Consider the following 24,918-nt stretch of genomic DNA (forward strand, 5'->3'; position numbering starts at 1 on the left):
GCGGCTTGCAACGCGTTAGAACGGGAATCCGTGCCGGCCGCATTATGATTTCCCAATGTTGGGTTCCGCCGCTGGCGCCGCCGTCCCGATCAGCGCAAATGCATGCCAACGAGGAGAAGTGCAATGCGCCTGCCAACCGCTTTACTGGCTGCTTTACTGTCCACTGCCGCCGCCGCTGCTACCGCCCCTTCACCGGCTCCCCAATATCGGGTCGACGGATCCATCGCGGGCCCTGACGGGGGATGGGACTATGCGCGGGTCGATGCGGCGAAGCACCGGCTTTATGTGGCCCGTGGCGGATCGATAACCGTCGTGGATCTGGCGCCTGGCCACGGCGTAACCTCTATCGGTGACGTCCAGCGCGGTCACGCGGTTGTGCCGTTGACGGGCGGGCGCTTGCTGGTGACCAGCGGCACCGACGGTACTGTGCGGTTTCTGGACGCTGCCGATGGCCACGAACTGGCCAAAGTGCCGGTCGGCAAGAAACCCGACGCAGCGATACTCGATGCGAACGGCGCCCATGCCTTCGTCATGAACGCGGACAGCGGCTCGGTTTCGGTTATCGACAGCGCCGCGATGCACGTAATGCGCACGATCGCGGTGAAGCCCGCGCTGGAATATGCCGCCCTCGACGGCAACACCCTGTTTATCAACGATGAGGATCTCAGCGAGATCGAAGTCGTCGACGTCGCGCACGGCACCACTGGCAAGCCGATTGCGCTAACGGGGTGCGAGGGGCCGACCGGCCTGGGCTACGACGCCGGCCACCAACGGCTGATCGCCGCCTGCGCCAACGGCAAGGCCGCGATCGTCGATGCAAAGGCGCGCAAGCTGGTCCGCCTTATCGATATCGGTCAAGGCCCGGATGCTGTCATTCTCGATGCCGCGCGCGGGCTTGCGTTTATCCCCTGCGGCGGTGACGGCGTTCTGGATATCGTTTCGCTCAAGTCCTTCACCCGCGTGGGGCGCGTGAAGACCGAGGTAGGCGCTCGTACCGGCGCGCTGGATCCGGAAACGGGCGATATCTATCTGCCCACGGCGCGATTTGCCCCCATCGCCCAGCCCGGCGGAAAGCGTGCGCCGGTGCCCGGCTCGTTCCACATCCTGGTCGTCAAGAAAGTCTGACAGCCGGGCCTGGAAACGCCATCGTGGGGGCATGCCATGTTGCCATGGCCAAGTCTGCGGCTATGACGGCGCATGCCCCGGCGAAAGGACATCTGGCACTGCGGAATCGTGCAGCGCCCCATCGAATGCGTGCTGACCGGCGATTACGGTGCGCAGGATATCGTCTGGCTCCCCCCCGAACCGAAGTTCACCTTCCTTGCCGATCCGTTCGGATACGACGATGGATCGCATCTCCACATCTTTGCCGAGCAATACGACTATCGCACGCGCCACGGGGTTATCGAGCGGCTGACGCTCGATCGCGAACACAGGCTGGTCGACCGGCGGCAAGTGCTGCGCGAACCGTGGCACTTGTCCTACCCCCAGGTCTTTCAGGGCGAAGGCGCGGTCTGGATGCTGCCCGAAGCGCATCGCTCGGGCGGCCTTACGCTCTATCGCGGCGATGCGATGCTGGAGCGCTGGGCGCCCGAATGCCAAATCGAGCTGGACTGCGTGCCTGTGGACGCGTCGATCCTTCATCACGATGGCCTTTGGTGGCTGTTCTACTCCTCAGCCGAAAGCCGCGCCAGCAAAGTGGAAACGCTGCACGTGGCCTGGTCGGAACGGCTTGCCGGGCCGTGGACGCCGCATCCCGCAAATCCGGTGCGTCTGGACCGACGATCCTCGCGCCCCGGAGGGACTCCCGTCGTGATCGATGGCCGGATCATGCTGCCCATGCAGGATTGTTCGGCCACTTACGGCGGCGCGATCCGCCCCTTGTGGGTCACGCGATTGGATGTTGAAGGCTTTACCGCGCAGGCCGGCGGTCCGCTTGCCTTTCCAGCAGGCAGCCCGCGCCGGTGCGAGGGCATGCATACTCTGTCCGCTTGCGGCGCCGTGACGCTGTTCGATGTGAAGACGATCGACCGGTCGCTCTCCGGCCTCCTGCTCGAAATCAGGCGGATGCTCGGGCAATACGCTCCAGAATAGCGGTTCCGGTCTGTGCGAAGCGCTGCTGGGAGAAGTTCTCCAGCATGTCGCCCCGCGCGGCCCGGCCCATTTCCGCAAGGCGGTGCGGATTGCTCAGCGCGTGATGCAGGCACTCCGCAAGAGTGGCTGGCCTGTCGGGCGAGCATAGCCAACCGCTCTCGAACGGCCGGATCGAATGCTCCAGCTCGCCCACGCGAGAGGCAATGACGGGAAGCGCCGCCGTAAGCGCCTCATGCGCGGCGATGCAGAAACCTTCGGAGCGCGAGGGTTGGAGGTAAAGATGCCGCGTGCCGAGGAATTGCCGCGGATTGTCGACATATCCTGGAAAGGCGATCTGGCTAACCCCGGCGTCGCGCGCCAGCGCCTCCAGCCTGTCCCGCTCATCGCCCTCGCCCGCGATCTCGACACGCCAGGGGACGGAGGGCGCGGTGAAGCCATTGCGCTGCAACCGGGAAAGCGCCTCGATCAGAACGTCGTATCCCTTCACCGGGTGCAGGCGGCCCAGGCTGCCCATGCGCAACGTCTCGCCCGGTTGCCACGGGCGGGCGATCGGCATTCGCGGGTCCACCGCGTAGATCGGCCAGGTCGCCAGCCGGCGCTGCGGTATGCCGAGCCTGGTCGTCGCGAACCGCGCGACTGTGCTGGAATCCGCCACCCACAGCGCCGCCCGCCCCTGCATCAGACGCAGCAGCCGCTGGTTCCATGGCTTCAGAAAGGCGGCGTGCTGCCATGAGATCACCGGCAGGCCCAGCATCGGCCCCGCCGCCAGCCCCAGCAGGGTGGCCCGGCTGAGCGAAGTCCACAGGTGTGTCGCCTTCCAGGCCCGCACTTCGCGGATCAGCCACCGCAGCGCCGCCGCATGATCGCTCAGCCCGCCATCGCGCACGCTTGGATCGAGGCCGGCCTCCTCCATGGCGGGCAACGCGCGCCCGTCCCGCCGCGTCAGCGCGAAGACGCGCACTTGCGCGCCGCCCTCTTCCAGCACGCGCGCGATAGCGGGCACCGGCAGCGCCGCTCCTCCGCCCTCCACGGAGTTGATCACATAAGCGATGCGCATCGGTTTCATCGCGCGAGACTGCTGCGCCAGACGAGGAAAACGAGCAGAGCGCTGGCGAACACCGCCTGCCCCAGCGCCTGGATACCGGCGCCCATCAGCCCGAAGCGGATCAGCAGCCAGGGCATCGCGGAAAGGCACAGGAGGCTTGCCAGAAGGTTCGCCATCATGGACCGGCCGGGATGCCCAAGCGCCGAAATCGCCGAACTGCACGGCGGGCCGATCAGGGCGATCGCGCGCGCCAGCACCAGCACGATCATGACGGTGGCCGCCTCGGTATAGGCCTTGCCCGCCAGCAGATGCAGGATCTGGTGCGGAAACAGCGCGACCACGAGGACCACCGGCGTCGCCGCAAGCAGGCCGATGGCCACGATCTTGCGCAGGATCTTGCGAAGTGCCTTGCCGCCGCGTCCTTCGGCAACGATATGCGCCAGTTCCGCATAGGCGGTATTGCCCAGGATTTGTGCGGGTTGCGCGATGATCACCGTCGCCCGCTGGGCCACCGAATAGAGCCCCGCCATCGCCGGTCCCAACACCCAGCCCACCACCAGCGGCGCGGCACGGCCTGCCAGTTCGCTGAGTGTGATGTCGGCATTGCTGGCAATGAGGAAGCGCCAGATGCCGGGGTTCTCGCGGGCGACATCGCCCGGTTCCGGGCGCCACAGCGCCGAGCCCAGATTGCGCGCCGCCAGCCATATCCCCATCGCCCAGAGCACGGCGAACTCGGCCAGCGCCGCGATCAGCCACGCCAGCAGGAACGAGCGGATCCCCCAACCAAAGGCGATGACGATCAGCGCGCCGCCCAGCCGAACCACCGGCTGCACCAGATTGTGAAGCCCCAGAAGGTCGAAGCGGCCGCACAGTTGCAGATAGCCGGCCGGGGTCGATCGCACCGATCCCAGAACCGCAAAGGCGTAGAATGGCGCGAAGGCCATGGCCTTGGGCGGCCAGTCCAGATGCGGGCCCACCAGCGGAACCAGCAGCACCGCCGCCACGATCGCCAGCAAACCGCCGACCAGCTCCACCTTGGCGCCGAAGCGCAGGAGGCGGCCCAGCCGGTGCGGCTCATCCTGCCGCTGCGCCTCCGCACCATAGCGTACGATCGCCTGCCAGGACGGGAATTCGATGATCCCGCAAACGGTGGTGATGTAGGCATGGACCAGTACCAGCACGCCGTACTCGGTCGGCCCCAGAAACCGTGTCGCCAGCAGCAGGTAGGCAAGGCTGATGAGCCCGGCCCCGGCCTTCCCGCCCATCACCATGCCGAGCGAGGCGAAAATGCGGCCCACGTTCCTGCGCGAACCATGGGCGTGATGCTGCGCCGTTTCCGGCTGGTCCGGTTCTGGCTTGCGGTTCTGATAACGGGCAGCAAACACTGTATTCTGCCTCATGCCGCGGCAAGCGTCCGCGATGTTACCACGCCGGATCGCCGCTCCACGAAGGCAACGATCGCCTCCGCCGCGCGAACCGAAGACGGTGTCGTAGTCAGATCGAAGCTCTGCGCAAACAGATCTTCCTGCACCTGCCGATAATGCCGTGCATGCAGCCCGCTCGCCCGCTCGATCGCATCGGGCAATTCGTCGGGGCTGCCGATCACCTCGCCCGCGTTCCAGTGAAGGAAGTTCGGATCGTTGCGCCACGCGTGCCCGTGGCTGTTGAGGAAGATGCAGGGCCGGGGCCGCAGCAGGAATTCGTAGATCTGGCTGCTGGCGTCGCCCAGGTAGATGTCGGCGGCCAGCGTATAGGTCATGTCGGTGGAGGCGCGGCTGCCAAGGTCGATCTTGATGTTCTCACCCCGCAGGAAGCGGGGCGGAATGGCGCCCGGCTTGTCGATCCGCAGTCGATCGATGGTGAAGACAAGGTCGCGCTGGAACAGCATGACGTGCGGCGCGAACAGCAGGCCGACCTTCTGGTCGCCCAGGAAGTGTTCGAATACTTCATGCCCGTGCCGATACCACGATGACAAGTGGGGCGAGCAATGCGGATTGTAGAGCACGACTTTGTCGGCCGCCGGCAGGAACCGCTTCGGCTCCCGGTCCCGCACCACGTCGAACTTGGGATAGCCCACCACGCTGATGCGGGCGGGATCCAGCCCCGCCTCCGCCACCAGCCTGTCCCTGATCTTGTTGCCCGAACAGAGCACGTGATCGAAGCCGGCGCTGGCCTTGTCGAAGCCGATCGCGCGATCCCCGGCGCCATGGCGGGTGTGGATGATGGCAAGATTGCTCAGGCCATAGCGCTTGCGCAGGATGAGCGAAGTCTTCTCGGCCACGACGAGAACGTCCAGGCTGCGGAAAAATCCCAGATTGTCGCGATAGATCAGCAATTTCGCGGCCGGAACCACCTTGCCCAGCACCGCATCCATCCCGCGTGACAGCGCGGAGGGCGCCAGTTCGATGTGCTGGATCGTGGTGCCGATATGCGCCCCGCCCAGCCGGCGCACTTCCTGCGCCAGCGCCGGTGTCGTCGTCGCCACGATCAGTTCACCGGGATAGCCCCGCTCCGCCATTGCAAGGGCAATCGGCAGGCTATGGGCGACCTGATGGATCTGGTCGTGGTTGAAAAGAAATCCGATGCGCATGATGCATGGACTCCGTGCCCCTGCCGCACCCACACCCCGGTCTTCCACTTTTATTGCCGCCTTCGTGCAGCACGGCGGCGGCACTGCGGCGCCATTGCAGCGACACAGCCCGGCTACCGGCCCGCAACCTCCAAAGAATCAAGGTTTTCCGCCGCCTGTGCATCGGCAATCGTCGCCTGCATAAGGCGGAGATAGGATTGCGCGGCGTTCTCCAGCGTAAATCGCGCGGCAAAGCTGCGGGCCGCGGCATCCAGCACCGGCAGCCGTTCCGGGCAGGCAATCGCGGCAGCCAGCGCGTCGACGTCGCTCACCGGCACCAGCATGCCGCGCGTGCCATTGCCCAGCAACATTGCCATGGACACAGCGCAATCGGTGGCGACGACCGGCAATCCTGCCGCAATCGCCTCGATCACGACGGCAGGTACCCCTTCAAAGCGTGACGCGAGGAGCAGACAATCGGCGTCCTGATAGTGGCGATCGGGCGAGGCGACATGCCCGGCGAAAACCACCCGATCGCCAATGGCAAGGCGCCGCACCTCAGCCTCCAGCGCCGCGCGATGGCAGCCGTCGCCCACGATGGTCAGCCGGTCTGAGGGACGCGAACCGGCGGCAAAGGCGCACAGCAGCATCGGCAGGTTCTTCTGCCTCGCCAGCCGGCCGACCGCCAGATAGCGCATCGGGCGATGCCCCGGAATTTCGCGGTCCAGCGCCAGCAGCCGGTCCAGCCGATCTCCATCGAGCGCCGGGTCGTGAACCGTCGAAACCCGATGCGCCGCCACTCCCATCCGCTCGATGATTTCGTCCGCCATCGGCTCTGCCAAGGCAACGAAACGGTCGAGGGCAAAGCCGTTTATTTTCAGCCATTTCCCGTACCATCTGCGGCGTAGCGGAGACTTGTCCGCGCGGACGAGGTCGTTGCTCACCTTAACGATCACCGGTGGACATCGCCTGCCGAACAACGCCTTCATCAGCACGCAAACGACCGTGTAGGTATTGCCCGGGCAGAAGATCACGTCCGCCTCGTCGCGCAGGAGGAAGCGGAACATGCTCCACATCATCCAAATGGATTCGAACCGGGCTGTCGGGATCATGCTGCGAAGGCAGCGGTAATTCAGCGTGCGCGGCGCATTCTCGCGGTCCAGCCCCTCGTCGCGGCCCAGCACGATGACCACATCGTGGCCGATCTCCTGCCATTTGCGGGCGAGGTTCAGCGCCACGCGCTCAACGCCGCCGGGTTCGAAGCTGTGAATGGGGATCGCGATCCTGAGAGCACCTGTCATGACGATGAGACACCGCGACCGGCACCTAACCGCACATGGACGGCACCTAAACCGTCAGAACGCCGCGTCGACCCCGATCCTGACAGAGCGCGGCCGCATCGGCGTCTGCTGGAGGCCGTCGGCAACCGTGAACGGGTTGCCGAACGCGAACGTATTGCCCCGATCGTTCAGCGCATTGTCGATATCCATCGAGAGACCGAAGCGCCCGAAGCCGAGCCGGAAACCGGCGGTGAGGTCATAGTACCGCCCCTGCCCCAGCGCGAAGGGGGCAAGGATCGCCAGCTTCGAATGGCCGACATAGCGCAGCGCGCTGTCCGCCGTCAGGTCGGCCCATCCCAGATCGTGCGTGTACTTCGCGGCGATCCGCCAGCCCTCGTCGGCGATGTTGGGCAAGTCGCGGTCGTCGATGTTGTCGTATCCCGGCGCCGGATCGGAAAGGCTGCTGGATGCCAGGAAACCCGCCGCTTCCAGCGAGAGCGCGTCCACCGGATGCCACGCCAGCGAGACGGCGATGTTGCGCACGCGGCCCGATCCGATGTTGGCCACATAAGGCAGGCCGTCGATATCGATAAGGTCGGCCTGGATATCGCGCCAGCGGGCGGTGGAGGCGGCAAGGCTGCCGCTGAAGCGCGCGCCCTTTTCCATTCCGAACCGCAGGCCCAGTTCGAAGGTCTCGATCCGGTCGGACACGAAGCGATCGGCGCTGGGCGCGCTGGCCGATCCGGTCACCTGCAATCCGCCAGGCCGATAGCCCTGCTGGTATCGGGCGTAGAGCAGCGCCCCGGTCATCGGTTTCCAGGCGAGCGCCGCCGAAGGCAGGAAGCGGTGCTGGCTCCGCTCCGGCTCGTAGTCGAGGTCTTCCTCGTCCATGAACCTGCTGGTCTGGCGCACGTAACTGAACCGCCCGCCCAGCGTCAGCATCAGCCGGTCGAGCAGCGGGACGCCCACTTCGCCGAAGACGGCAGCGTCGAGCGTGGAGGTGGAAATGTCGGACAGCACGGCCGGATCGTCGGGATCGCCCAGTTGGCGCTCGGCATGATCGACATTGTGGATGAAGCCCACACCGGCCAGCCAGGTGCCCCCGCCGCCCCAGTGGCCGGTCAGCCGCGTCTCGTGCGAGATCAGCCGGACCGCAACCTCTTCCTCATATTCGCGCGGCGTTGTGTCTGCCGCCCCGGTCGCATCGAACACCGTGTCGATGTTCTGATGGGCGTAGCCGGTGGCTGAAACGAGTTCCATGCCCGAGGCCCAGCTGCGCGAGACCGTGAGGCCGACAAGCCGGTAATCGTTGTCGAACGGCTGCGCGATCGCGGAGGAGCGGGTGAGATCCGGATCGCCCTTCAGGGTATATTGCCCGTCGCGCGAAACCAGATCCTGCTGGACCACGGTGGCGTCCACTTTCCACGCGGCATCGGGCGCCCAGCGTAGCGTCGCGCGCAATCCGGTGACCAGATTGCGGTTCACATCCTTCAACCCGCGACTCGTATCGTCGATGTAGCCGCCCTCTACGGAGCGATAGACCACCGCGCGCAGACCCAGCTTGTCCGCGATCAGGGGCAGGTTGCCCATCACCGCTCCGTCCCCGCCGGGCGCGCCATCCTGCGTCAATCTTGCCCCCAGCGATGCCTCGACGGCGGTTTCGCCCAGGTCCGGGGGATTGGGCACCAGGCGGATGATGCCGCCCAGCGTGCCCGCGCCGTACAGGGTGCCCTGCGGCCCTTCCAGCACTTCCACCTGCTGGATGTCGTAAGGCGCCAGATCGGGATCCGGCGCGCTGTAGATCAGGCGCAAATCGCCCAGATACTGGCTGATCGTGGCCTGGCTGGTGCCGTTGAAGCTGCTGTCCGCGATGCCGCGGATGAAGATCTTGTTTCGCCCCCGGCCAAGGTTGGTCGACGAGAGTTCCGGCAGCTTGCCGAGGATATAGCCGGTGCCCCGCGCGCCGGCGCGTGCCAGTTCCTCACGCTCCGGCTTCACGACCGACAGGCTGGCGGGATAGTCGCCCAGCCCCAGATGCTGCTTGGTCGCGGTTACCACGATATCGGGGCCGACGCTTTCCTGAACCGGTGCCGGACGGGGCGGCCTGGCCGGCGCCCGGCGCGGCCGCGCATCGACCGGGTGCCGCACCAGCCGCACGGTGCGCGCATCGAGCAGAACGAAGTCGTAACCGCTGCCCTTCAGCAGCAGCCGCAGCGCCTCGGTCGGCTCCAGCCGGCCGGAGACGCCCTGCGTGCGAACGGCCCCGACGCCCGGATCGGTGATCGCGATCGAGATGCCGGCCTGCTGCGCCCATGCCAGCAGCGCGTCCGAAAGGCTGCCGCCCGGGACCGAGAAAGAACGCGTCTCCCGCGCCAGGGCGGGAGCGATGTGCAGGCAATTGACCGTGACCGCGACCAGCGCGGGAACAAACCAACTAACGCGTGATCGACCAGCCATCCCCGGTTTCGGCTACCTTCGCACCAATCAGGGCCTCGACACGTCTGCGCAGGGCGGCATTGTCGCCGTCCAGCTGTATCACCCCCGTGAATTTCCTCTGCGATAGGTCCGAACCCAGTTCGATGGCAATCCCCCGCGCTCTGGTAATGTCGCCAACCACTTCCACCAGCGGCGCATCGCGGTAGACCAGCTTGCCGCGCGTCCACGCGCCGATATCGCTGGGTGGCCGGCGATCCTCCACCAGGCGGTCGCCGCTGGCGCGCAGGGTGTCCCCCGCGTTCAGCCGCAGGCGGATAGTGCCGTCCTCATAGCGCACGGCGCCTTCGGCAACCTCCACTTGCAGGCCCATGGTGCTGGATCGCACGTTGAACACCGTGCCCACATCGACGACACGCTGGCTGCCGACCGTCAGCGTGAATGGCCGCCCGGCGTCATGATGCACGGAAAACTGGGCCTCGCCCGAACGCAGTTCGGCCACGCGCGGGTCGGACTTCCGCAAGACCAGTTCGGTCCCGCCGTTCAGCATGATCCGGCTGCCGTCCGCCAGCGCCACCGAACGCGTCTCGCCCGGCGCGGTGACGATGGAGTACTGCTGGCCGACCCCGGCCATGATCACCCAGGTCCCCGCCGCCGCCAGCGCGACCGAAGCGGCCATCGCCGGCCACATCCAGCGCCGACGCGGCGATGCCCTTGGCTCGATCACGTATGTGCCGCTGCGCTTCTCCGCCGCGCCGCCCTGCCGCGCAGCCGCGGCATCGCTCAGCAACGCCCGCGCCAAGCTGTCCTGCCGCGCGACGGCAATCGCCGGATTCAGCGCAAGATCGGCATCGTGCACGGCTTCGTAAGCCGCATTGTGCCGGGGATCGGCGGCAAGCCAGGCGGCAAATTCGTCCCAGGCCGCGTCATTTTCATCGTCAAGCCGCAGATGCCATGCGATGGCCTGGGCCTGGATGTCCTCCTTATCGGGATAGGTCATCGAACCCTCCTTTCGTGCCGTCATGGCCTTGCGGGCCCATCTGGCCTCCAAGCCTGCCGCGAATGTCCAGAATCGCGCGATAGGCCCGCTGCAAATGCTTCTCCACCGCGCTCAAGCTGATCCCCAGATCCAGAGCAATCGCCTTTTGCGAAGCGCCTTCGATCCGGAACTGGCGGAATACGTGCGCCGTGCGTTCGGGCAGGCGGTCCAGCTGCGCCTCCACCCGCGCCAACTGGTCACGCGCCAGCGTCACCGTTTCCGGGTCCGGCGCATCGTCGATCCGTTCATCGGCATCGTCGGGCCCGATCCAACTGGCATCGCGGGCCTGACGCCGGCCTTCGGCGCGGCGCAGCGTATGCGCCATGTTGTTCGCCATCTGGTAGAGATAGGCACGCGGTGATCGGATCGGGCCGGTTTCCGCGCTTTGCAGGCGGATGAACATGTCCTGCAACACGTCCTCCGCATCCGCCTCCCGCACGCCGCGCGCCATCAGGAAGCGGCGCAGTTCCGTCCTCATTTCCAGCGAAAGCTGCCGCAAGCCGCCATCGGCCGGCACTTCCTGACCTTGCGAGGTCATAGCCCGTCCCTCTTGCGCAAAGGTTCCCCCATCTATCGAGCAAAGCAAATGATCGGTCGTTCTGCCAGCGATTGTCATGGCAGCCTCAAAAATTTTCCGTCAGCACCAAGCTGACGTCGTTGCAGTGGCGCATGGCCTGCCCAAGCCCCGCGGCCCGGCTGCCATCGTGCGCCTCCAGCCCAAGCCAAGCGGAGCGGCCGTCCGATCCATCCCGCGCAAGGGCGAAACGCAAGGCCGCATGCACGCCCTTCGCCGCAGCGGGTTCGCCATTCTCGAGATGGAGCACATCGGTTGCAAGCGACCGACCGCCCCATCCCCCCTGGCGGTAGTACCCGGCCGAGACGGACCAGTCCCGGCCATGCTCCCAGGCAAGATCGGCCGCCGCGTAACCCGTGCGGGTCTTGAACGGCAATATCACGGCATTGGCGGCACGGCGGCTGACGCGGCCGGCACTGGCCGTAAGGCGCAGCAGATCGTCCGCGCCTACCGTGTGCCACACCCCGATCTGCGCGGTCTTGCCGCGAAACCGCGCATTGTCCGAATCCCCGGCAAGCTCCGCCGGTTCCAGCGAACGGATGGCGCTGAAGTTCACCTGCCATCCCGCGTTGCCCGAATCTCCGTCGAACTGCACGGCCCTGACCTGATCGGGCCGGGATTTGTCCGACAGCGACCAGTCCACGGCGCCCGGAAGATAGGCGAAACCCGGCGCCCCCTTCGATTTTTCCGTTCCGGCCTCGGCACTGGCGGGGACGAGCGCGAGCCATATGCAGGCAATACCAGTCATCTTGGATCGTCCCATCGGTGCTGCTCCCTTCCGGTTCCCGGAGGCCGGGATATCGATGGGACTCCGGGACACGGGCCGACCCGCATCGGAAAAAACCCGGTGCGGGTTGAACCTGAACGCGGCGTCTTGCGGGCATCGAAGCAGGAGTTCCCGCTTGGCCCGTATCCATTTGGTCGTTACCGCAGTCCTGGGGACTCTGGTGATCGCCAACGTCGCCCGTCCGCTGCCCGCCGCCGAATTCCCGGCGCATTTCATCCCGCCCGCGGGCCCGCGATCGGACCTGACCGTGATGACATACAATGTGAAAGGCCTGCCCTTTCCCGCAGCCTTCAACCGGGCCAGCGCGCTGGCAAGGATCGGCGAAAACCTGGAAGATCTGGCGCTGACCGGCCATAGGCCCGACGTTGTGGCCCTGCAGGAGGCGTTCATTCCCGAAGCCAAGGCGATCGCCGGGCAGGCCGGATACAAATACCTGGCCATCGGCCCCCGCCAGGCCGACGCTGCACCCTCCCCCGCCATGGCGGATCATGATCGCGGCGCGTCGGACCTTGCCCGCAAAGCATCGTGGTTGAAGGGTGAGACCGAGGGCAAATGGGTCGACAGCGGCCTTGTCATCATGTCCGATTATCCCATCGTTGCGACCCGCAAGATGGCCTTCCAGCAAGACCTGTGCGCCGGTTTCGATTGCCTGGCCAGCAAAGGCGCGCTGATCGCCTGGATCCGCATACCGGGTCAGCCGCAGCCCGTTGCCGTTGCCGACACGCACCTCAACGCGCGCAGTGCCTCCGGAGTGTCCGTTGCCAGGGCGAATGCAGCCTACGGCCTGCAGCTTTCCGCGCTTCGCACTTTCATCGCCCGGCAGGTCGATCGCAATACCAGCCTGATCTTCGCGGGCGATTTCAACGTCGGCCATGATCCCGATCGCATGGCCGCAGCCCGCGCGGAGATGGTGACCGCAATCGGATCCTCCGAAGCGACCGCACTTGCGGGACTGGCTCAACCCGGAACCGAAACCACGTCGGGCGACCTCGCCGCGATCATCAAGCGTGGGAAGGACAAGCAGTATTTCCGTGCGGGTATGGGCCAGCGGCTGCGCTACAACGGCATCGGTGTCCCCTTCGGCCTTGCCTCCAAGGCCAGTTCGCTGTCCGACCATCTTGGCTACGTCGTCCGCTATTCGCTGAGATGACGCGGCGCCCTTGATGGATCAGGTTTCGGCCGGGTGAAGCGGTATGCGCAAGACGACCGCGAAACCCGCTTGTTCGGGCAGAATGTCCGCCACGCCGCCATGTGTGTTTGCAATCGCCTGAACCATGCTGAGGCCGAGGCCGTGCCCTTGCATATGCCTCGATCGATCGGCGCGGACAAAGCGCCTGAACAGCCGCGCCGGTTCTTCCTCCCCCACGCCGGGGCCATCGTCGGACACCGTCAGAACAAGCTCATCCTGCTCCTGCCGCGCCGCCAGTTCGACGCTCGTTCGGCGCGGCGTATGGCGCAGGCAATTGTCCAGCAGGTTCGCGACGGCCTGGCTCAGTAATCGGCGGTCGCCATCGACGGTCAGCCCCGCCGGTATCGAGCAAACGAGCGTCCGCCCACTATCCTCGAAATCGGGCGTGTAGGTTTCCGCCATCTGCGCCAGCAGCGCCGAAAGATCGACGCGGGAACGCGGCAGCCGTTCGGCCAGTCCCTCGATCTCCGCAATCCGGAGCAGCGAGGCGAATATCTCCAGCAATTCGGACGCCTGCCCGCGGGCCTTCTCGATCAGGCCGGACCGCGCCGCCGCGTCGGTCTCGCCGGCCGCCAGGTCAAGACTGCCGTAAAGCCGCGTCAGCGGCGTGCGCAAGTCATGGGCGATATCGCCGGAGACTTGGCGGAGATTGTCCATCAGCCCCTCGATCCGGTCGAGCATGTGGTTCAGGGTTTCGGCCAGCCGGTCGAACTCGCTTCCGGATCCATCGCGGACGATCCGGCTGCCAAGGTTCCCGGCGATGATGGCCTGTGCGGCGGTATCGATCCGGTTCAGCCGTCGCTGCGTCAGCCATCCGACAGCCGCCGCTGCCATCAGCCCAACGATCAGCACGGCGGCAAGCGATCCGATGAAAAGGCCCGCCAAGGTCCGGTCGATCTCGTCCAGATCGGAACGATCCGCCGCAACGACGAGCATACCGCCCGGAACGCGCGTGGTCAGTGCCTGGGCAATCCCCGCTTCGGCCGATCCGGGACGGCGGTAGTGGAGGAACTCCTCAAACCCTTCGCGTGACGGGACCTGCGCCTCCAGCGATCCCGCCAGCCGCCCGCCTCGCGCGTCCACCAGCAGGTAATCGAGGCTGGAGGTGGAACGCGACGCTTCGCGTCTGGCTATGGCGGCCACGAGCGCGGGCAATCCGTCGCGGTGCGTTTCTGCCATGAGCCCGGCCGTTTCCGCCGCGATGCGGTGATCGAGCTGCTGCTCAAGCGCCTCATGCGTCACTTCGTAAGCGACGACGCCGATCGCCAGCGTCGCCAGCGCCAGCATCAGCGCCACGATCGCGACAAGGCCGGACGTCGTCCGCCAAAGCCTGCGCATATCAACCACCCCGGATCATATAACCCGCGCCGCGCACGGTCTCGATCGCGTCCTGCTCGAAACCCGCGTTCAGCTTGGAGCGCAGGCGGCTAAGGTGGGTTTCGACGATGTTGGTCTTCGGATCGAAATCGAAATCCCAGACGCGTTCCAGCAGCATCGTGCGCGTCATCACCCGCTTCGGATTGCGCATCAGTTCGGCCAGCAGCGCGAATTCGCGCGGTTGCAGCGCGATGCGGGTGCCCGCACGCTCCACCGTGCGGCGGTGCAAGTCGATCGCGAGGTCGCCCACTTCCAGCCGATGCGCTTCGCTGCGTACCGGCGGGCGGCGGCCCAGGGCGCTGACCCGCGCCGAGAGTTCGGAGAAGGCGAAAGGCTTCACCAGATAGTCGTCGGCGCCCGCCTCCAGCCCCTCCACCCGATCCGCAATCCCGCCGATCGCGGTCAGCATCAGCACCGGCGTCGCGTCCGATGCCGCGCGCATGGCCTTGACCAGCGAGAGCCCGTCCAGAGCGGGGAGCATCCGGTCCACAACAATGACATCGAAGCCGCCGCCGGTGGCCTGGAACAGCCCGTCGCGGCCGTCGGGGCTGAGTACGACCGCATGGCCGGCCTCCTCCAATCCGCGCGTAACGAAGCGGCCGGTTTCCTCGTCATCCTCGACGACCAGGACTCTCATGGCAGAACTCTCATCGCAGGATTCTCATGGCAGGATTCTCATCGCGCGCAGCCTAGCCCGGTCCGCACCCGCTGCGCCAGCCACCGCCTAGGGCGCGGAACAGCGCGACTTCGGCGGCAGAGACCGCGAGATCGCTGCGCGCCTTGGCAAGCCGGGCGCTGGCAAGGGTGCGTTCGGCATCGACTTGCAACAGGCCGGAGGCATCGCCCAGCCGCACCCGCGCGGCGGCGCGACGCGTATAATCGCCTGCCTCTGCCACGGAAGCGGTCAGATCGCGGTTGCGGCGGACTTCGGCGTCATAGGCCGCCAGCGCGGTTTCCACCTCACGCAGCGCTTTCAGCACGGCGGCGTCCCAACCGGCCAGCACCGCCTGCTCGGTCGCGCGCGCCTGCGCCAACTTCGCGCGGGCAGGCCCCTGATTGGGGAAAGCCCAACTGACCAGCGGCGAGGCGGCGGCATCGAAACCGCCTGCAAGCAGCCCCAGCGCCCCACCCAAATTGACGCGCGGGTAGAGGTCGGCGCGCGCCACACCGATCCGCGCGGCGGCGGCGGCCAGCTTGCGCTCCGCCTCGCGAATGTCGGGCCGCCGCAGCAGCAGCGCGGTACCATCGCCCACCGGAGCTGCCGTTTGAAGTCGCGGCGCGGTGGCACAAGTGAGCATAAAGCCCAGCGCCTCCGCCGGCGGACGGCCCTGTAAAGTGGCGATACGATAAAGCGCATTGGCGCGCTGCGCCGCGAACGGGGCGATCTCCGCGCGGGTGGAGGCCGCCAGCGCAGCCGCCTGCGAAACTTCGAGCGGGGAAATCTCGCCCGCTGCCAGTTGCTCGCGCACCAGCGCCAGCGAACGTTCCTGCGCGGACGCCACGGCCTGCGCCTCGCCCATGGCCTGCGCGGCACCGCAGAGGTCCACATAGGCCTGCACGGTATCCGCCACGACCGCGACCTTCACCGCATCGGTCGCCGCCGCTTGCGCCGCTGTATCCGCCTGCGCGGCCAGCGCGCCTGAGCGCAGGCGGCCAAACAGGTCGATGTCCCAACTCACCGTCGCCGCCACATCCCAGTCGCTGGCCGAGACCGAAGCCGCGCTCGGCTGGTTGCTGGGATCGTCGACCGTCAGCGCACTCTCGATGGTCGTGGTCGGCAGGCGGGCGGCCTTGGCCCCGCGCAAGGCTGCGCGGGAGGCATCGAGATTGGCGTAGGCAATCCGCAGATCGACATTCGCGGCAAGACTCGCCTCGACAAGCGCATCGAGCTGCGGGTCCTGGTATAGCCGCCACCAGTCGTCCGGCACCGGGTCGATCGAGGCCACCGACAGCGCCGCGAAGGGGCCCCTGGCCGAGGCCGGTGCCACGGTCGGCGGCGGTGCCGGCGCAGTCATGCAGGCAGCGGTAGCCAGCGCTATCAGCGGCGCGGCGGCGCGAAGAAGGCGGCGCATCATGCCAGTGCCTCCTGCGCCGGAGCATCGGGTGTTGCCGCGCGCTCCTCCCCAAAACGGGCATAGAGCGCGGGCATCAGGAACAAGTTGAGCACCGTGGAGGAGATCAGCCCGCCAAGGATCACGATGGCCATGGGATGTTCGATCTCGTGCCCCGGCGCATTGCCTGCTACGATCAGCGGCACCAGCGCCAGCCCCGCGCAGGCCGCCGTCATCAGGATCGGCACTAACCGCTCCTCGGCCCCGCGCAGCACAAGTTCGCGGCCGAAGGGCATGCCTTCCTCCCGCTGAAGGTGGCGATAGTGCGACAGCAGCATGATCCCGTTGCGCGCGGCAATGCCGATCACCGTCACGAAGCCGACCAGCGACCCCAGCGAGAGCACGCCGCCTGTCAGCGCCACCGCGACGACGCCGCCGACCAGTGCGAACGGCAGGCTGACGCCGACCAGCGCGGTGATCCGGCGTGAGCGAAACTCGATCCACACCAGCAGCAGCACGCCGATCAGACAGAGCCCGCCCATGGTCCAGAGCCGCTGGCGCGACTCCTTCAGCGCGGCATATTCGCCCAGCACTTCGGGATGATAGCCCGCCGCGAAAGGCACTTTCGCAACCGCCGCCTCCACCGCGCGCGCCACCGTGCCAAGATCGGCGCCGGAGACATTGAGCGTCACGTCGAGGCGGCGCTGCCCGTTCTCCCGCTTCACTTCGTTGGGTGCAGGCACGACCTCGATCCGGGCAATATCGGACAGGCGGACAGGCGCGCCGGTGGGCGACTGGATCATCAGGTCGCGCAACGCATGGATATTGCCGCGCACCGCCGGTTCGCCCCAGACGGCGACGTCGAAAGCCTTCTGGTCGCGGTAGATTTCGCCCACTTTCTGCTGGGCGACCAGCGTCTGCGCCTGTCGCCGCACTTCGCCCGCCGTCAGGCCTAGCCGCGCCAATTCTTCCGGTTTCGGGCGAATACGCAATTGCGGCACGAGGACCTGGCTCTCCAGCTTGAGGTCCGCAACGCCGTCGATCCCGGCGACCGCATCGCGCACCCGCTGGCCGGCGGAACGCAATTCCTCCTGATCGGGGCCGTAGATGCGCACGACCACCGTGGCGCCGGCGCCGGTCAGCACTTCCTTGATGCGTTCGCGCAAGTACGTCAGCACGTCGCGGAACAGGCCGGGATAGCCGTCTATCACCGCCTTGATGCGCGCGACCGAGGCGTCGTAGTCGGCCTTCTCGTCCAGGCTGATCCACAGTTCGGTGAAATTGGGGCCGACCACTTCGTCCGCCTGCTCCGCACGGCCGATGTGGGCACCGAAATTGCGCACGCCGGGGATCGCGCGCAGTTCTTTCGAGGCGCGGATGGTCACACGGTCCATCGCCTCGATCGAGGTGCCCGGCTTCTCCACGAAATGCATCAGGAAGTCGGTCTCGCGGAAATCGGGCAGGAACTGGTCCTTGAAGCCGGCATAGCCCAGCCCCGCCAACAGCAGACCGCCCGCGACCACCGCCATCGCGCCGCGCGGCCGCGTGACCGCGCGCGGCAATAGGCGGATGTACCCGCGCTTCAGCCCGCTCACGAGGCGGGTATCGCGCTCCGGCGCGAGCGGCGCATTCGGAAGCAGCAGCAGGCAAAGCGCGGGCGTCACCGTCAGCGCCACCAGCAGCGATGCGGCGATCGCCAGCACATAGGCCACCGCCAGCGGCTGGAAGAACGTGCCCGCCACGCCGCCAAGGAAGAAGATCGGCAGGAACACCAGCATGACGATCAGCGAGGCGAAAACCACCGCCGAGCGTACTTCCAGCGAGGCGGCAAGCACCACCGCGAACGGCGATTGCGGGCTTTGCGCCTCTCGGTTGAGCCGCAGCCGGCGGGCGATGTTCTCGACGTCGATGATGGCATCATCCACCACTTCGCCCAGCGCGATCACCAGCCCGGCGATCACCATGACGTTGATCGTGGCCCCGCTCCACAGAAGGACCAGCCCGGCGCCCAGCAGCGAAAGCGGGATGGCGGTGAGGCTGATGACCGCCTGCCGCCAGTCGCGCGTAAACAGGAACAGCACCGCCGCCACCAGCGCGCAGCCGATCAGCAGGGCGCGCGTCAGGTTATCTATCGAGCGTTCGATGAACGTCGCGGGGCGGAAGATCGTGGTGTCCACCTTCACGTCGGCCAGCCCCGGCTTCAGCTCCGCCAGCGCCGCTTCCACGGCCCGGGTCAGTTCCAGCGTGTTGGCGGTCGGCTGCTTCTCCACGATCAGCATGATGCCGGGCACGTCGTCGATGATGGCATTGCCGATCGGGGCAGCATGGCCGTCCACCACCCGCGCCACATCGCCCAGCCGGATCGGGGCATCGCCCGCCTGCTTGACCAGCGCCTGCGAAAGTTGCGCTGCATCCTGCACCATGCCCGCCTGCTGCACCGCCAGCCGCTGGTTCGGCGTATCGATAAAGCCGCCGCCGCCGACCGGCACGGCATCGCCCGCCGCCGCGCGCACTTCGGCCAGCGTCACGCCTGCCGTGCGCAACCGGTCGGGATCGACCAGAACCTGAAGCTGCCGATCGCGCTGCCCCCATACGGCGACATTGGCGACGCCCGGCACCGCCATCAGCCGGGGCCGGATCGTCCAGCGCACCAGTTCGGACAGCTTCATCTGGTCCAGCTTCGGCGAGGTCAGCCCGATCTTCATCGCCCGGCTCGTCGAGGATAGCGGCGGCATCAGCACCGGCTGGCGCGCGGCAAGCGGCAGGCGCGGCTGCACTTGCGCGATCCGTTCGCCCACCATCTGCCGCGCACGCATCACGTCCGTACCGCGCGCGAACAGGATCTGGACCGAGGACAGCCCCAGCACCGACTTGGAACGCAGCGTCATCAGGTCCGGCACGCCGTTCACCGCCGTCTCGATCGGCACGGTGACAAGGCTCTCCACCTCTTCGGTCGAAAGGCCCGGCGCCTCAGTCTGGATCTCGACCATCGGCGGCGCGAATTCGGGGAAGACGTCCAGCGGAACGTCGCGCCCGGCACGGATGCCGAGCACGACCAGCACCGCCGCCAGTGCAAGGACGAGGACGCGCTGAACGAGCGCGAAGCGAACGAGCGAGGCCAGCATCAGTGCGCCGCCCCGAACTCGGTGCCGAACAGTTCGGCCGCGCCGACGGTGACGACTTCCGCCCCCGCCTCCAGCCCGCGTGCGAGCAGCGCCTGCCCGGCACTTTCCGATGCGACTTCGATGCGCTGGCGCAGGAAGGTGTCCTTCGACAGCTTGCGATAGACCCATTCGCCGCCATCGATATCGCGCACGATCGCGGACGAGGGGATGGAAAGGCCCTCTGTTCGGCCGGCAAGCGGCAGGTCCACCGATACGCGTTGACCGACGCGCAGCGCGCGGTCGCGGTTGTCGATGGCGTAATAGAGATCGACGGTTCCGGCCGCGCCATTGGCGGAGGGCGGCGCCTGTACCGGCCGCGCACCGCGCGCCGCGCCGCCGCCGAGCGGCGCCACCGTCACCGCGGAACCGCGCGCCAGCCCGGCAAGATCGCCCGCGAAGACGGAAGCTCGCACCCACAGCGTCCCCTGATTGCCAAGCGCACCGACCGCCGGGCCCAGCAGGCCCCGCTGCTGCCGCGCCGCATCGGCGGCGGCCTGCGCTGCCGCCAGCGCCGCTGCGGCCTCATCCCGCGCACGGATGCTGCCGGCTTCCTCACGCACCAGGTTTTCGGCACGCGTCAGCGCGATCCGCGCCAGCCGAGCCTGCGCCTGTGTGCGGGCGACTTCACCGTCCGCGGCGGCCTGCTGCGCGCCGATCTGCTGGAAATTGGCAAGCGAGCCCGTTGGCACGCCATTGGCCGAAGTCGGCGGAACGACGATTTCCCCCGCCACCTGTCGAACCGCCTGCGCGGAACCACCGCCAGCCCGCACCGTGGCGATACCGAGCCGTTGCTGCGCCTGCGGCGTCAGGGTCAGCTTCAGCAATTCGCTTTCGTGGGCGACCGGCTCGGCATGGGCCGGGCCTTGAGCGGACGGAGTGGGCGACTGCGGCGAGGGCTGGCTGCAAGCGGCGAGGCCGATCGGCAGGACAAGGCGAAACAAGTGGCGCATGCCCCCGCCCTAACCGGCGATGGTTGGGACAAGCTGGAAGCGACTATACAATTTCCCAACGTTTACGGCGTGACGCGGCCGCGCTTTCCGAAGCTGAAGAGCTGCCTTTGCGCCGGCCGAATGGCGGCTTGCGATTACAGCCCCCAAGCGCTCTCGACTGAATGGTTCCAACCAAGGGTCCCTGTCCGGCTTTCCTGACGGGAAGCACCAACACGCCCTGCGATTGTCCTTTCACAATCGGAGGGCGGGCTGGCGCCTTTGTCATGACCCCGGGTGGATGGATTCCAGGTCTTTCAAACGCTTCAGGGCATCGGTCTGCCGCAGGAGGGCGTAACCAATGCCTGCAGCGTTGAGCGAGCTGCCTTCCTGATAAGGGAAGTCGCCGAAATCGCTGAAGAACTGCTTGATCTTCCCCTGCACGGGCACGAGCAACCACATCTGTTGCGCGAAGAACTTGGTTGCCTCGCCGCCCTCGGTCGAACCGCGCTCGTATGGGTCCATCCGCAGGTTGCTGATCGCGGCCCAGTTGGTCACCTTTCGGGTGCCGAAGGCGATATTGCCGTCGACCTGCGCGAAACTCACTTTCCAGTCCTGCACGCGCACCGCGTTCAGATTGCCGGACTGTTCGAAATAGAAAATGGAATCGCGCGGCCCCTTGTCGATCTCGCCCCGGAAATAGGGGCCGAAGTCATGGCCATCGAGATGCACCTTGAAAGTCTTTCCGCCCGCCTTGTGCCCCTCCCGCATCTTCCCGACGATGTCGCCAACGCCGGCGGCGGCGGACAGTGTGGGGAACCAGTCGATCAGCGAAATGATCTCGTTGCTCTCCGTTCCCGGCTTGATGACCCCCGGCCAACGGGCCAACATCGGAATGCGCAGGCCGCCTTCCCAGGTGGTGCCCTTCTCGCCGTGGAAGGGCATCATTGCCCCATCGGGCCAAAGCGCGATTTCAGCGCCATTGTCGGTCGTGTAGACAACGATCGTGTTGTCGGCGATGCCCAGCTGGTCGAGCTGGTCGAGCAACTGACCGACATGGCCATCGTGTTCCGCCATGCCGTCGGCATGGATGCCCTTGCCCGTAACCCCGACGGATTCATCCTTGAGATGGGTGAAGACATGCATGCGGGTGGTGTTCATCCACACGAAGAAGGGTTTGTCGTGTTCCGCTGCCCGGCCGATGAATTCCTGGGCGGCGGCCAGGAATTCCTCATCGACGGTGGGCATTCGCGCCCGGTTGAGCGGCCCGGTATCCTCGATCCTCTGGGTGCCGTCAGGCTGAGCCCAGCTATGGATCACCCCGCGCGGACCGTACTTCTTCTTGAATTCCGGATCCTTGGGATAGAAGTAGCCCTCGGGCTCCTCCTCGGCATTCAGGTGGTAGAGGTTTCCGAAGAACTCGTCGAACCCGTGGTTGGTCGGCAGGTGCTCGTCCCGGTCTCCGAGATGGTTCTTGCCGAACTGGCCGGTTGTATAGCCCGCTTCCCTCAGGACATCGGCAATGGTCGGCATCCAGTCGGTAATGCCGTGCGGATCGCCAGGCATGCCGATCGTCAGGAGGCCGGTGCGAAACGGCTCCTGCCCCAGAATGAAGGACGCGCGCCCCGCCGTGCAGCTCTGCTGCCCGTAGGAGTCGGTGAAGATCACGCCCTCATTGGCGATTCGATCGATGTTGGGCGTGCGATAACCCATCAGTCCGCGTGTGTAGGCGCTGATCTGCGATTGACCGATGTCGTCACCAAAGATGACGAGAATATTGGGTTTATCTGCCATCAACAGTCTCCGGGGGGCTTCGAGATGGCCGCGAGACTAAGCATTCCTCGGCAAATTGGCCCTCAGGCATTCTCCGCAAACCGGATGAGAAGATACCCGAGGGGACTTCCTGCCTAGGCCGATAAACACGCGGAGTCGGATCTCCGGCGCGATTGGCATGATCGTCTCAAGCCTCTCCGACCACGGTAATCTGGCCAGCGCTAGACAGCGGCGGGAACCGGCGTCAGCCCCTCTCTCCGGGCGACGATCGCCGGCACGACCAATTGCCCGGCCACGTTCACCGCAGTGCGCCCCATGTCGAGGATAGGGTCGATCGCCAGCAGCAGGCCCGCGCCTTCCAGCGGCAGTCCCAGCGTGGACAGGGTAAGCGTCAGCATCACGACGGCGCCGGTCATCCCCGCCGTCGCCGCCGAACCGAGCACCGAGACGAGCACGATCAGCAGGTAATCCAGGCCGTGAAGGGGCACGCCGTAAAAGTCCGCCACGAAGATCGCCGCAAGCGCGGGGTAGATGGAGGCGCAACCGTCCATCTTCGTCGTCGCCGCCAGCGGCACGGCGAAGGCGGCATAGGCGCCGTCGATGCCCATGCGTTCCGCCGCAAGCTCGGTCACCGGCAGCGTGCCGATAGATGAGCGGGAGACGAAGGCCAGCTGGATCGCCGGCCAGGCATTGCGGAAGAACGCCGAAGGCCTGATGCCGTTGAGCATCAGCAAGGCCGGATAGACCACGAAGAGGACGAGCCCGAGGCCGAGGTAGATGGCGATCGCAAAGCTGCCGAGCTGGTGAAGCGTGCTCCAGCCATACGTGGCGACCGCCGTGCCGATCAGCGCGGCCGAGCCGATGGGCGTCAGCGCGATGATCCAGCCGAGCACTGTGCGCACCACCACCAGCAGCGATCGCACGAAGCCGATGAAAGGCTCGGCCCGGTCACCCGCTTTGAGCGCAGCGAAGCCGACCGCGAGCGAAATCACCAGGATCTGCAATGTGCTGAACGAGAGGCCCGTGCTCACCGTGCCGTCCGCCGCGACCTTGGTGGAAGCGGTGAGGCCCAGGAAATTGGCGGGGACCAGTCCCTTCAGGAAGTCCAGCCAGGTGCCCACGGTCGTCGGCGAATGGGCGGCAATGTCCACCGCATGAACACCAAGGCCCGGCCGGATCAGCAGGCCGACGCCGATGCCGATCACCACCGCAATCAGCGCGGTGATGGCGAACCAGGCCAAGGTCTGGCCGGCCAGCCGCGCGGCGTTTTCCAGCTGCCGCAGGTTCGCGATGGAGCTGACGATGGCCGCGAAGATCAGCGGCGGCACGGTCGCGCTCAGCAGGCTGACGAAGATCGATCCGGTGGTCTTCAACGCGACCGTCAAACCATTGGGATCGCCCTGGCTTCCGGGGCCGAGCAGTTGGGCAATGAAGCCAAGGCCAATGCCGAGGGCCATGCCGACCAGAACCTGGAATCCGAAACTGCGATGGTTCGGCGCTTTGGACGGGGACATGCGGCGTGGACTCCGTTGTGACGGTCGTTTGCGATCCTGTCAGCCCCTGCCAGTTGTCTGCTCGGAACCTGCAGCCGCCCTTGGCAAGCGCTGGCGACAGGCCAGTCGTTGCGAGGCGATGTGCATTGTCTACTAAATCAATTGAGTTTAGGTTCAAGAGCCAATCTGCAAGGCCTGGGCCAGTTGTAGAGAACCATCGCTTGCCGTCACCGAAGCAAATCTTGTGGTTGACTCGCATTCTCTATCAAATACGTTGAGAATATCGATGCCGCCCCTGCGAGCTGGGTTCAGGACCGGGTTCGAGGCGGGGCTGACATCGGATGCCCGGACGACAGCGTCACGCATTCCACACCATCCACAGCGCGTTCCCGCCGCCCGGAAAGGCGCGCGCTACGGATCGCGCTCCGTCAGGCAGAAGGATTGATCCATGTCCCTGAAACTCTCCGACACCGTGCCCGATTTCACGCAGGATTCGACCGAGGGCCGGATCGACTTCCACGACTGGGCCGGCGCGAACTGGGTGGTGCTGTTCTCCCACCCGAAGGATTTCACGCCGGTCTGCACCACCGAACTGGGCACCGTCGCAAGGCTGAAGCCGGAGTTCGACCGGCGCGGCGTCAAGGTTCTTGGCCTCTCGGTCGATCCGGTGGAGAGCCACCATGACTGGGCGCGGGACATCGCGCAGACGCAGGGCACCGCACTGAACTTTCCGCTGATCGCCGACCATGATCGCACGGTTTCCACCCTGCTCGATCTGATCCACCCCAACGCTTCCGACACAACCACCGTGCGCACGGTGCTGGTGATCGATCCCGCGAAGAAGCTGCGCCTGACGCTGACCTATCCCGCGTCCACCGGGCGCAATTTCGAGGAAATCCTGCGCACGATCGACAGCCTGCAGCTGACCGACCGGCATAAGGTGGCGACGCCCGCCGACTGGCGCCAGGGGGAGGACGTGATCATCGTCCCCTCGCTGGACGATGCGGCGGCGGCGGCGCTTTTCCCGCAAGGCTGGACCACCGTGAAGCCTTACCTGCGCGTCGTCGCCCAGCCGGGCGACGAAGCGACGGCCGAGGCCTGATCCCCTTTCCCGAAAGGTCCGC

The 24,918-nt window shown here is 66.4% G+C and carries 19 protein-coding genes; 4 read left to right on the forward strand and 15 right to left on the reverse strand.

What is annotated here, in order from left to right; translation table 11 throughout:
* Positions 1-123 precede the first annotated feature (123 nt).
* Positions 124-1,125 carry a YncE family protein gene (locus tag WBP07_RS25875; protein WP_395397947.1) on the forward strand — a complete coding sequence of 334 codons (1,002 nt, stop codon included), beginning with the start codon at positions 124-126 and terminating at the stop codon, positions 1,123-1,125.
* 108 nt (positions 1,126-1,233) lie between these two features.
* Positions 1,234-2,094: a formyl transferase gene (locus tag WBP07_RS25880; RefSeq protein ID WP_395397948.1), complete on the forward strand. Its 861-nt coding sequence runs from the start codon at positions 1,234-1,236 to the stop codon at positions 2,092-2,094.
* Here the strand turns inward: WBP07_RS25880 and WBP07_RS25885 are convergent.
* From WBP07_RS25885 to WBP07_RS25920, 8 genes are all read right to left on the reverse strand, one after another.
* Entirely contained in the window at positions 2,060-3,160 is a 1,101-nt protein-coding gene (locus WBP07_RS25885; protein WP_395397949.1) for a glycosyltransferase, read from the reverse strand. The two genes, WBP07_RS25880 and WBP07_RS25885, sit on opposite strands and share 35 nt — an antisense overlap.
* Positions 3,157-4,539 (reverse strand): lipopolysaccharide biosynthesis protein, encoded by a 1,383-nt coding sequence (locus WBP07_RS25890; protein WP_395397950.1) that lies wholly within the window; start codon positions 4,537-4,539, stop codon positions 3,157-3,159. Before WBP07_RS25890 ends, WBP07_RS25885 begins: the two co-directional genes overlap by 4 nt.
* Entirely contained in the window at positions 4,536-5,729 is a 1,194-nt protein-coding gene (locus WBP07_RS25895; protein ID WP_395397951.1) for a hypothetical protein, read from the reverse strand. Before WBP07_RS25895 ends, WBP07_RS25890 begins: the two co-directional genes overlap by 4 nt.
* Positions 5,730-5,842: 113 nt before the next feature.
* Entirely contained in the window at positions 5,843-7,009 is a 1,167-nt protein-coding gene (locus WBP07_RS25900) for a glycosyltransferase (RefSeq protein WP_395397952.1), read from the reverse strand.
* Between the two features lie 54 nt (positions 7,010-7,063).
* Entirely contained in the window at positions 7,064-9,445 is a 2,382-nt protein-coding gene (locus WBP07_RS25905; protein ID WP_395397953.1) for a TonB-dependent receptor domain-containing protein, read from the reverse strand.
* Complete coding sequence (locus WBP07_RS25910; RefSeq protein ID WP_395397954.1) at positions 9,423-10,421, reverse strand: FecR family protein; 999 nt, start codon at positions 10,419-10,421, stop codon at positions 9,423-9,425. The genes WBP07_RS25905 and WBP07_RS25910 overlap by 23 nt, the downstream gene beginning before the upstream one ends.
* Positions 10,405-10,998 carry an RNA polymerase sigma factor gene (locus WBP07_RS25915; RefSeq protein ID WP_395397955.1) on the reverse strand — a complete coding sequence of 198 codons (594 nt, stop codon included), beginning with the start codon at positions 10,996-10,998 and terminating at the stop codon, positions 10,405-10,407. Before WBP07_RS25915 ends, WBP07_RS25910 begins: the two co-directional genes overlap by 17 nt.
* 85 nt (positions 10,999-11,083) lie before the next feature.
* Entirely contained in the window at positions 11,084-11,797 is a 714-nt protein-coding gene (locus tag WBP07_RS25920; RefSeq protein WP_395397956.1) for a hypothetical protein, read from the reverse strand.
* A gap of 139 nt (positions 11,798-11,936) precedes the next feature.
* Here WBP07_RS25920 and WBP07_RS25925 point away from each other — a divergent pair, with 139 nt between their 5' ends.
* Positions 11,937-12,971, forward strand: a complete 1,035-nt coding sequence (locus WBP07_RS25925; protein ID WP_395397957.1) for an endonuclease/exonuclease/phosphatase family protein — start codon at positions 11,937-11,939, stop codon at positions 12,969-12,971.
* Positions 12,972-12,989: 18 nt separating this feature from the next.
* Here WBP07_RS25925 and WBP07_RS25930 read toward each other — a convergent pair whose 3' ends face one another.
* From WBP07_RS25930 to WBP07_RS25960, 7 genes are all read right to left on the reverse strand, one after another.
* Positions 12,990-14,348, reverse strand: coding sequence for a sensor histidine kinase (locus tag WBP07_RS25930; protein ID WP_395397958.1), 1,359 nt, complete (start codon positions 14,346-14,348; stop codon positions 12,990-12,992).
* Position 14,349: 1 nt separating this feature from the next.
* A complete protein-coding gene (locus tag WBP07_RS25935) occupies positions 14,350-15,024 on the reverse strand; it encodes a response regulator transcription factor (RefSeq protein WP_395397959.1) in 675 nt (224 codons plus the stop codon).
* Between the two features lie 52 nt (positions 15,025-15,076).
* The gene (locus WBP07_RS25940) at positions 15,077-16,462 is read right to left on the reverse strand and encodes an efflux transporter outer membrane subunit (protein ID WP_395397960.1); all 1,386 of its coding nucleotides are present in this window, start codon (positions 16,460-16,462) and stop codon (positions 15,077-15,079) included.
* Positions 16,459-19,563, reverse strand: coding sequence for an efflux RND transporter permease subunit (locus WBP07_RS25945; protein WP_395397961.1), 3,105 nt, complete (start codon positions 19,561-19,563; stop codon positions 16,459-16,461). The genes WBP07_RS25940 and WBP07_RS25945 overlap by 4 nt, the downstream gene beginning before the upstream one ends.
* Complete coding sequence (locus WBP07_RS25950) at positions 19,563-20,552, reverse strand: efflux RND transporter periplasmic adaptor subunit (protein ID WP_395397962.1); 990 nt, start codon at positions 20,550-20,552, stop codon at positions 19,563-19,565. Before WBP07_RS25950 ends, WBP07_RS25945 begins: the two co-directional genes overlap by 1 nt.
* A 261-nt stretch (positions 20,553-20,813) precedes the next feature.
* The gene (locus WBP07_RS25955; protein ID WP_395397963.1) at positions 20,814-22,322 is read right to left on the reverse strand and encodes an arylsulfatase; all 1,509 of its coding nucleotides are present in this window, start codon (positions 22,320-22,322) and stop codon (positions 20,814-20,816) included.
* Between the two features lie 200 nt (positions 22,323-22,522).
* Positions 22,523-23,815: a dicarboxylate/amino acid:cation symporter gene (locus WBP07_RS25960; protein WP_395397964.1), complete on the reverse strand. Its 1,293-nt coding sequence runs from the start codon at positions 23,813-23,815 to the stop codon at positions 22,523-22,525.
* 427 nt (positions 23,816-24,242) lie between these two features.
* Between WBP07_RS25960 and WBP07_RS25965 the strand changes: the two genes are divergently transcribed.
* The gene (locus WBP07_RS25965) at positions 24,243-24,896 is read left to right on the forward strand and encodes a peroxiredoxin (RefSeq protein ID WP_395397965.1); all 654 of its coding nucleotides are present in this window, start codon (positions 24,243-24,245) and stop codon (positions 24,894-24,896) included.
* Positions 24,897-24,918: the final 22 nt, after the last annotated feature.

This window comes from Novosphingobium oxfordense, assembly GCF_044029435.1.
Lineage (GTDB): Bacteria > Pseudomonadota > Alphaproteobacteria > Sphingomonadales > Sphingomonadaceae > Novosphingobium.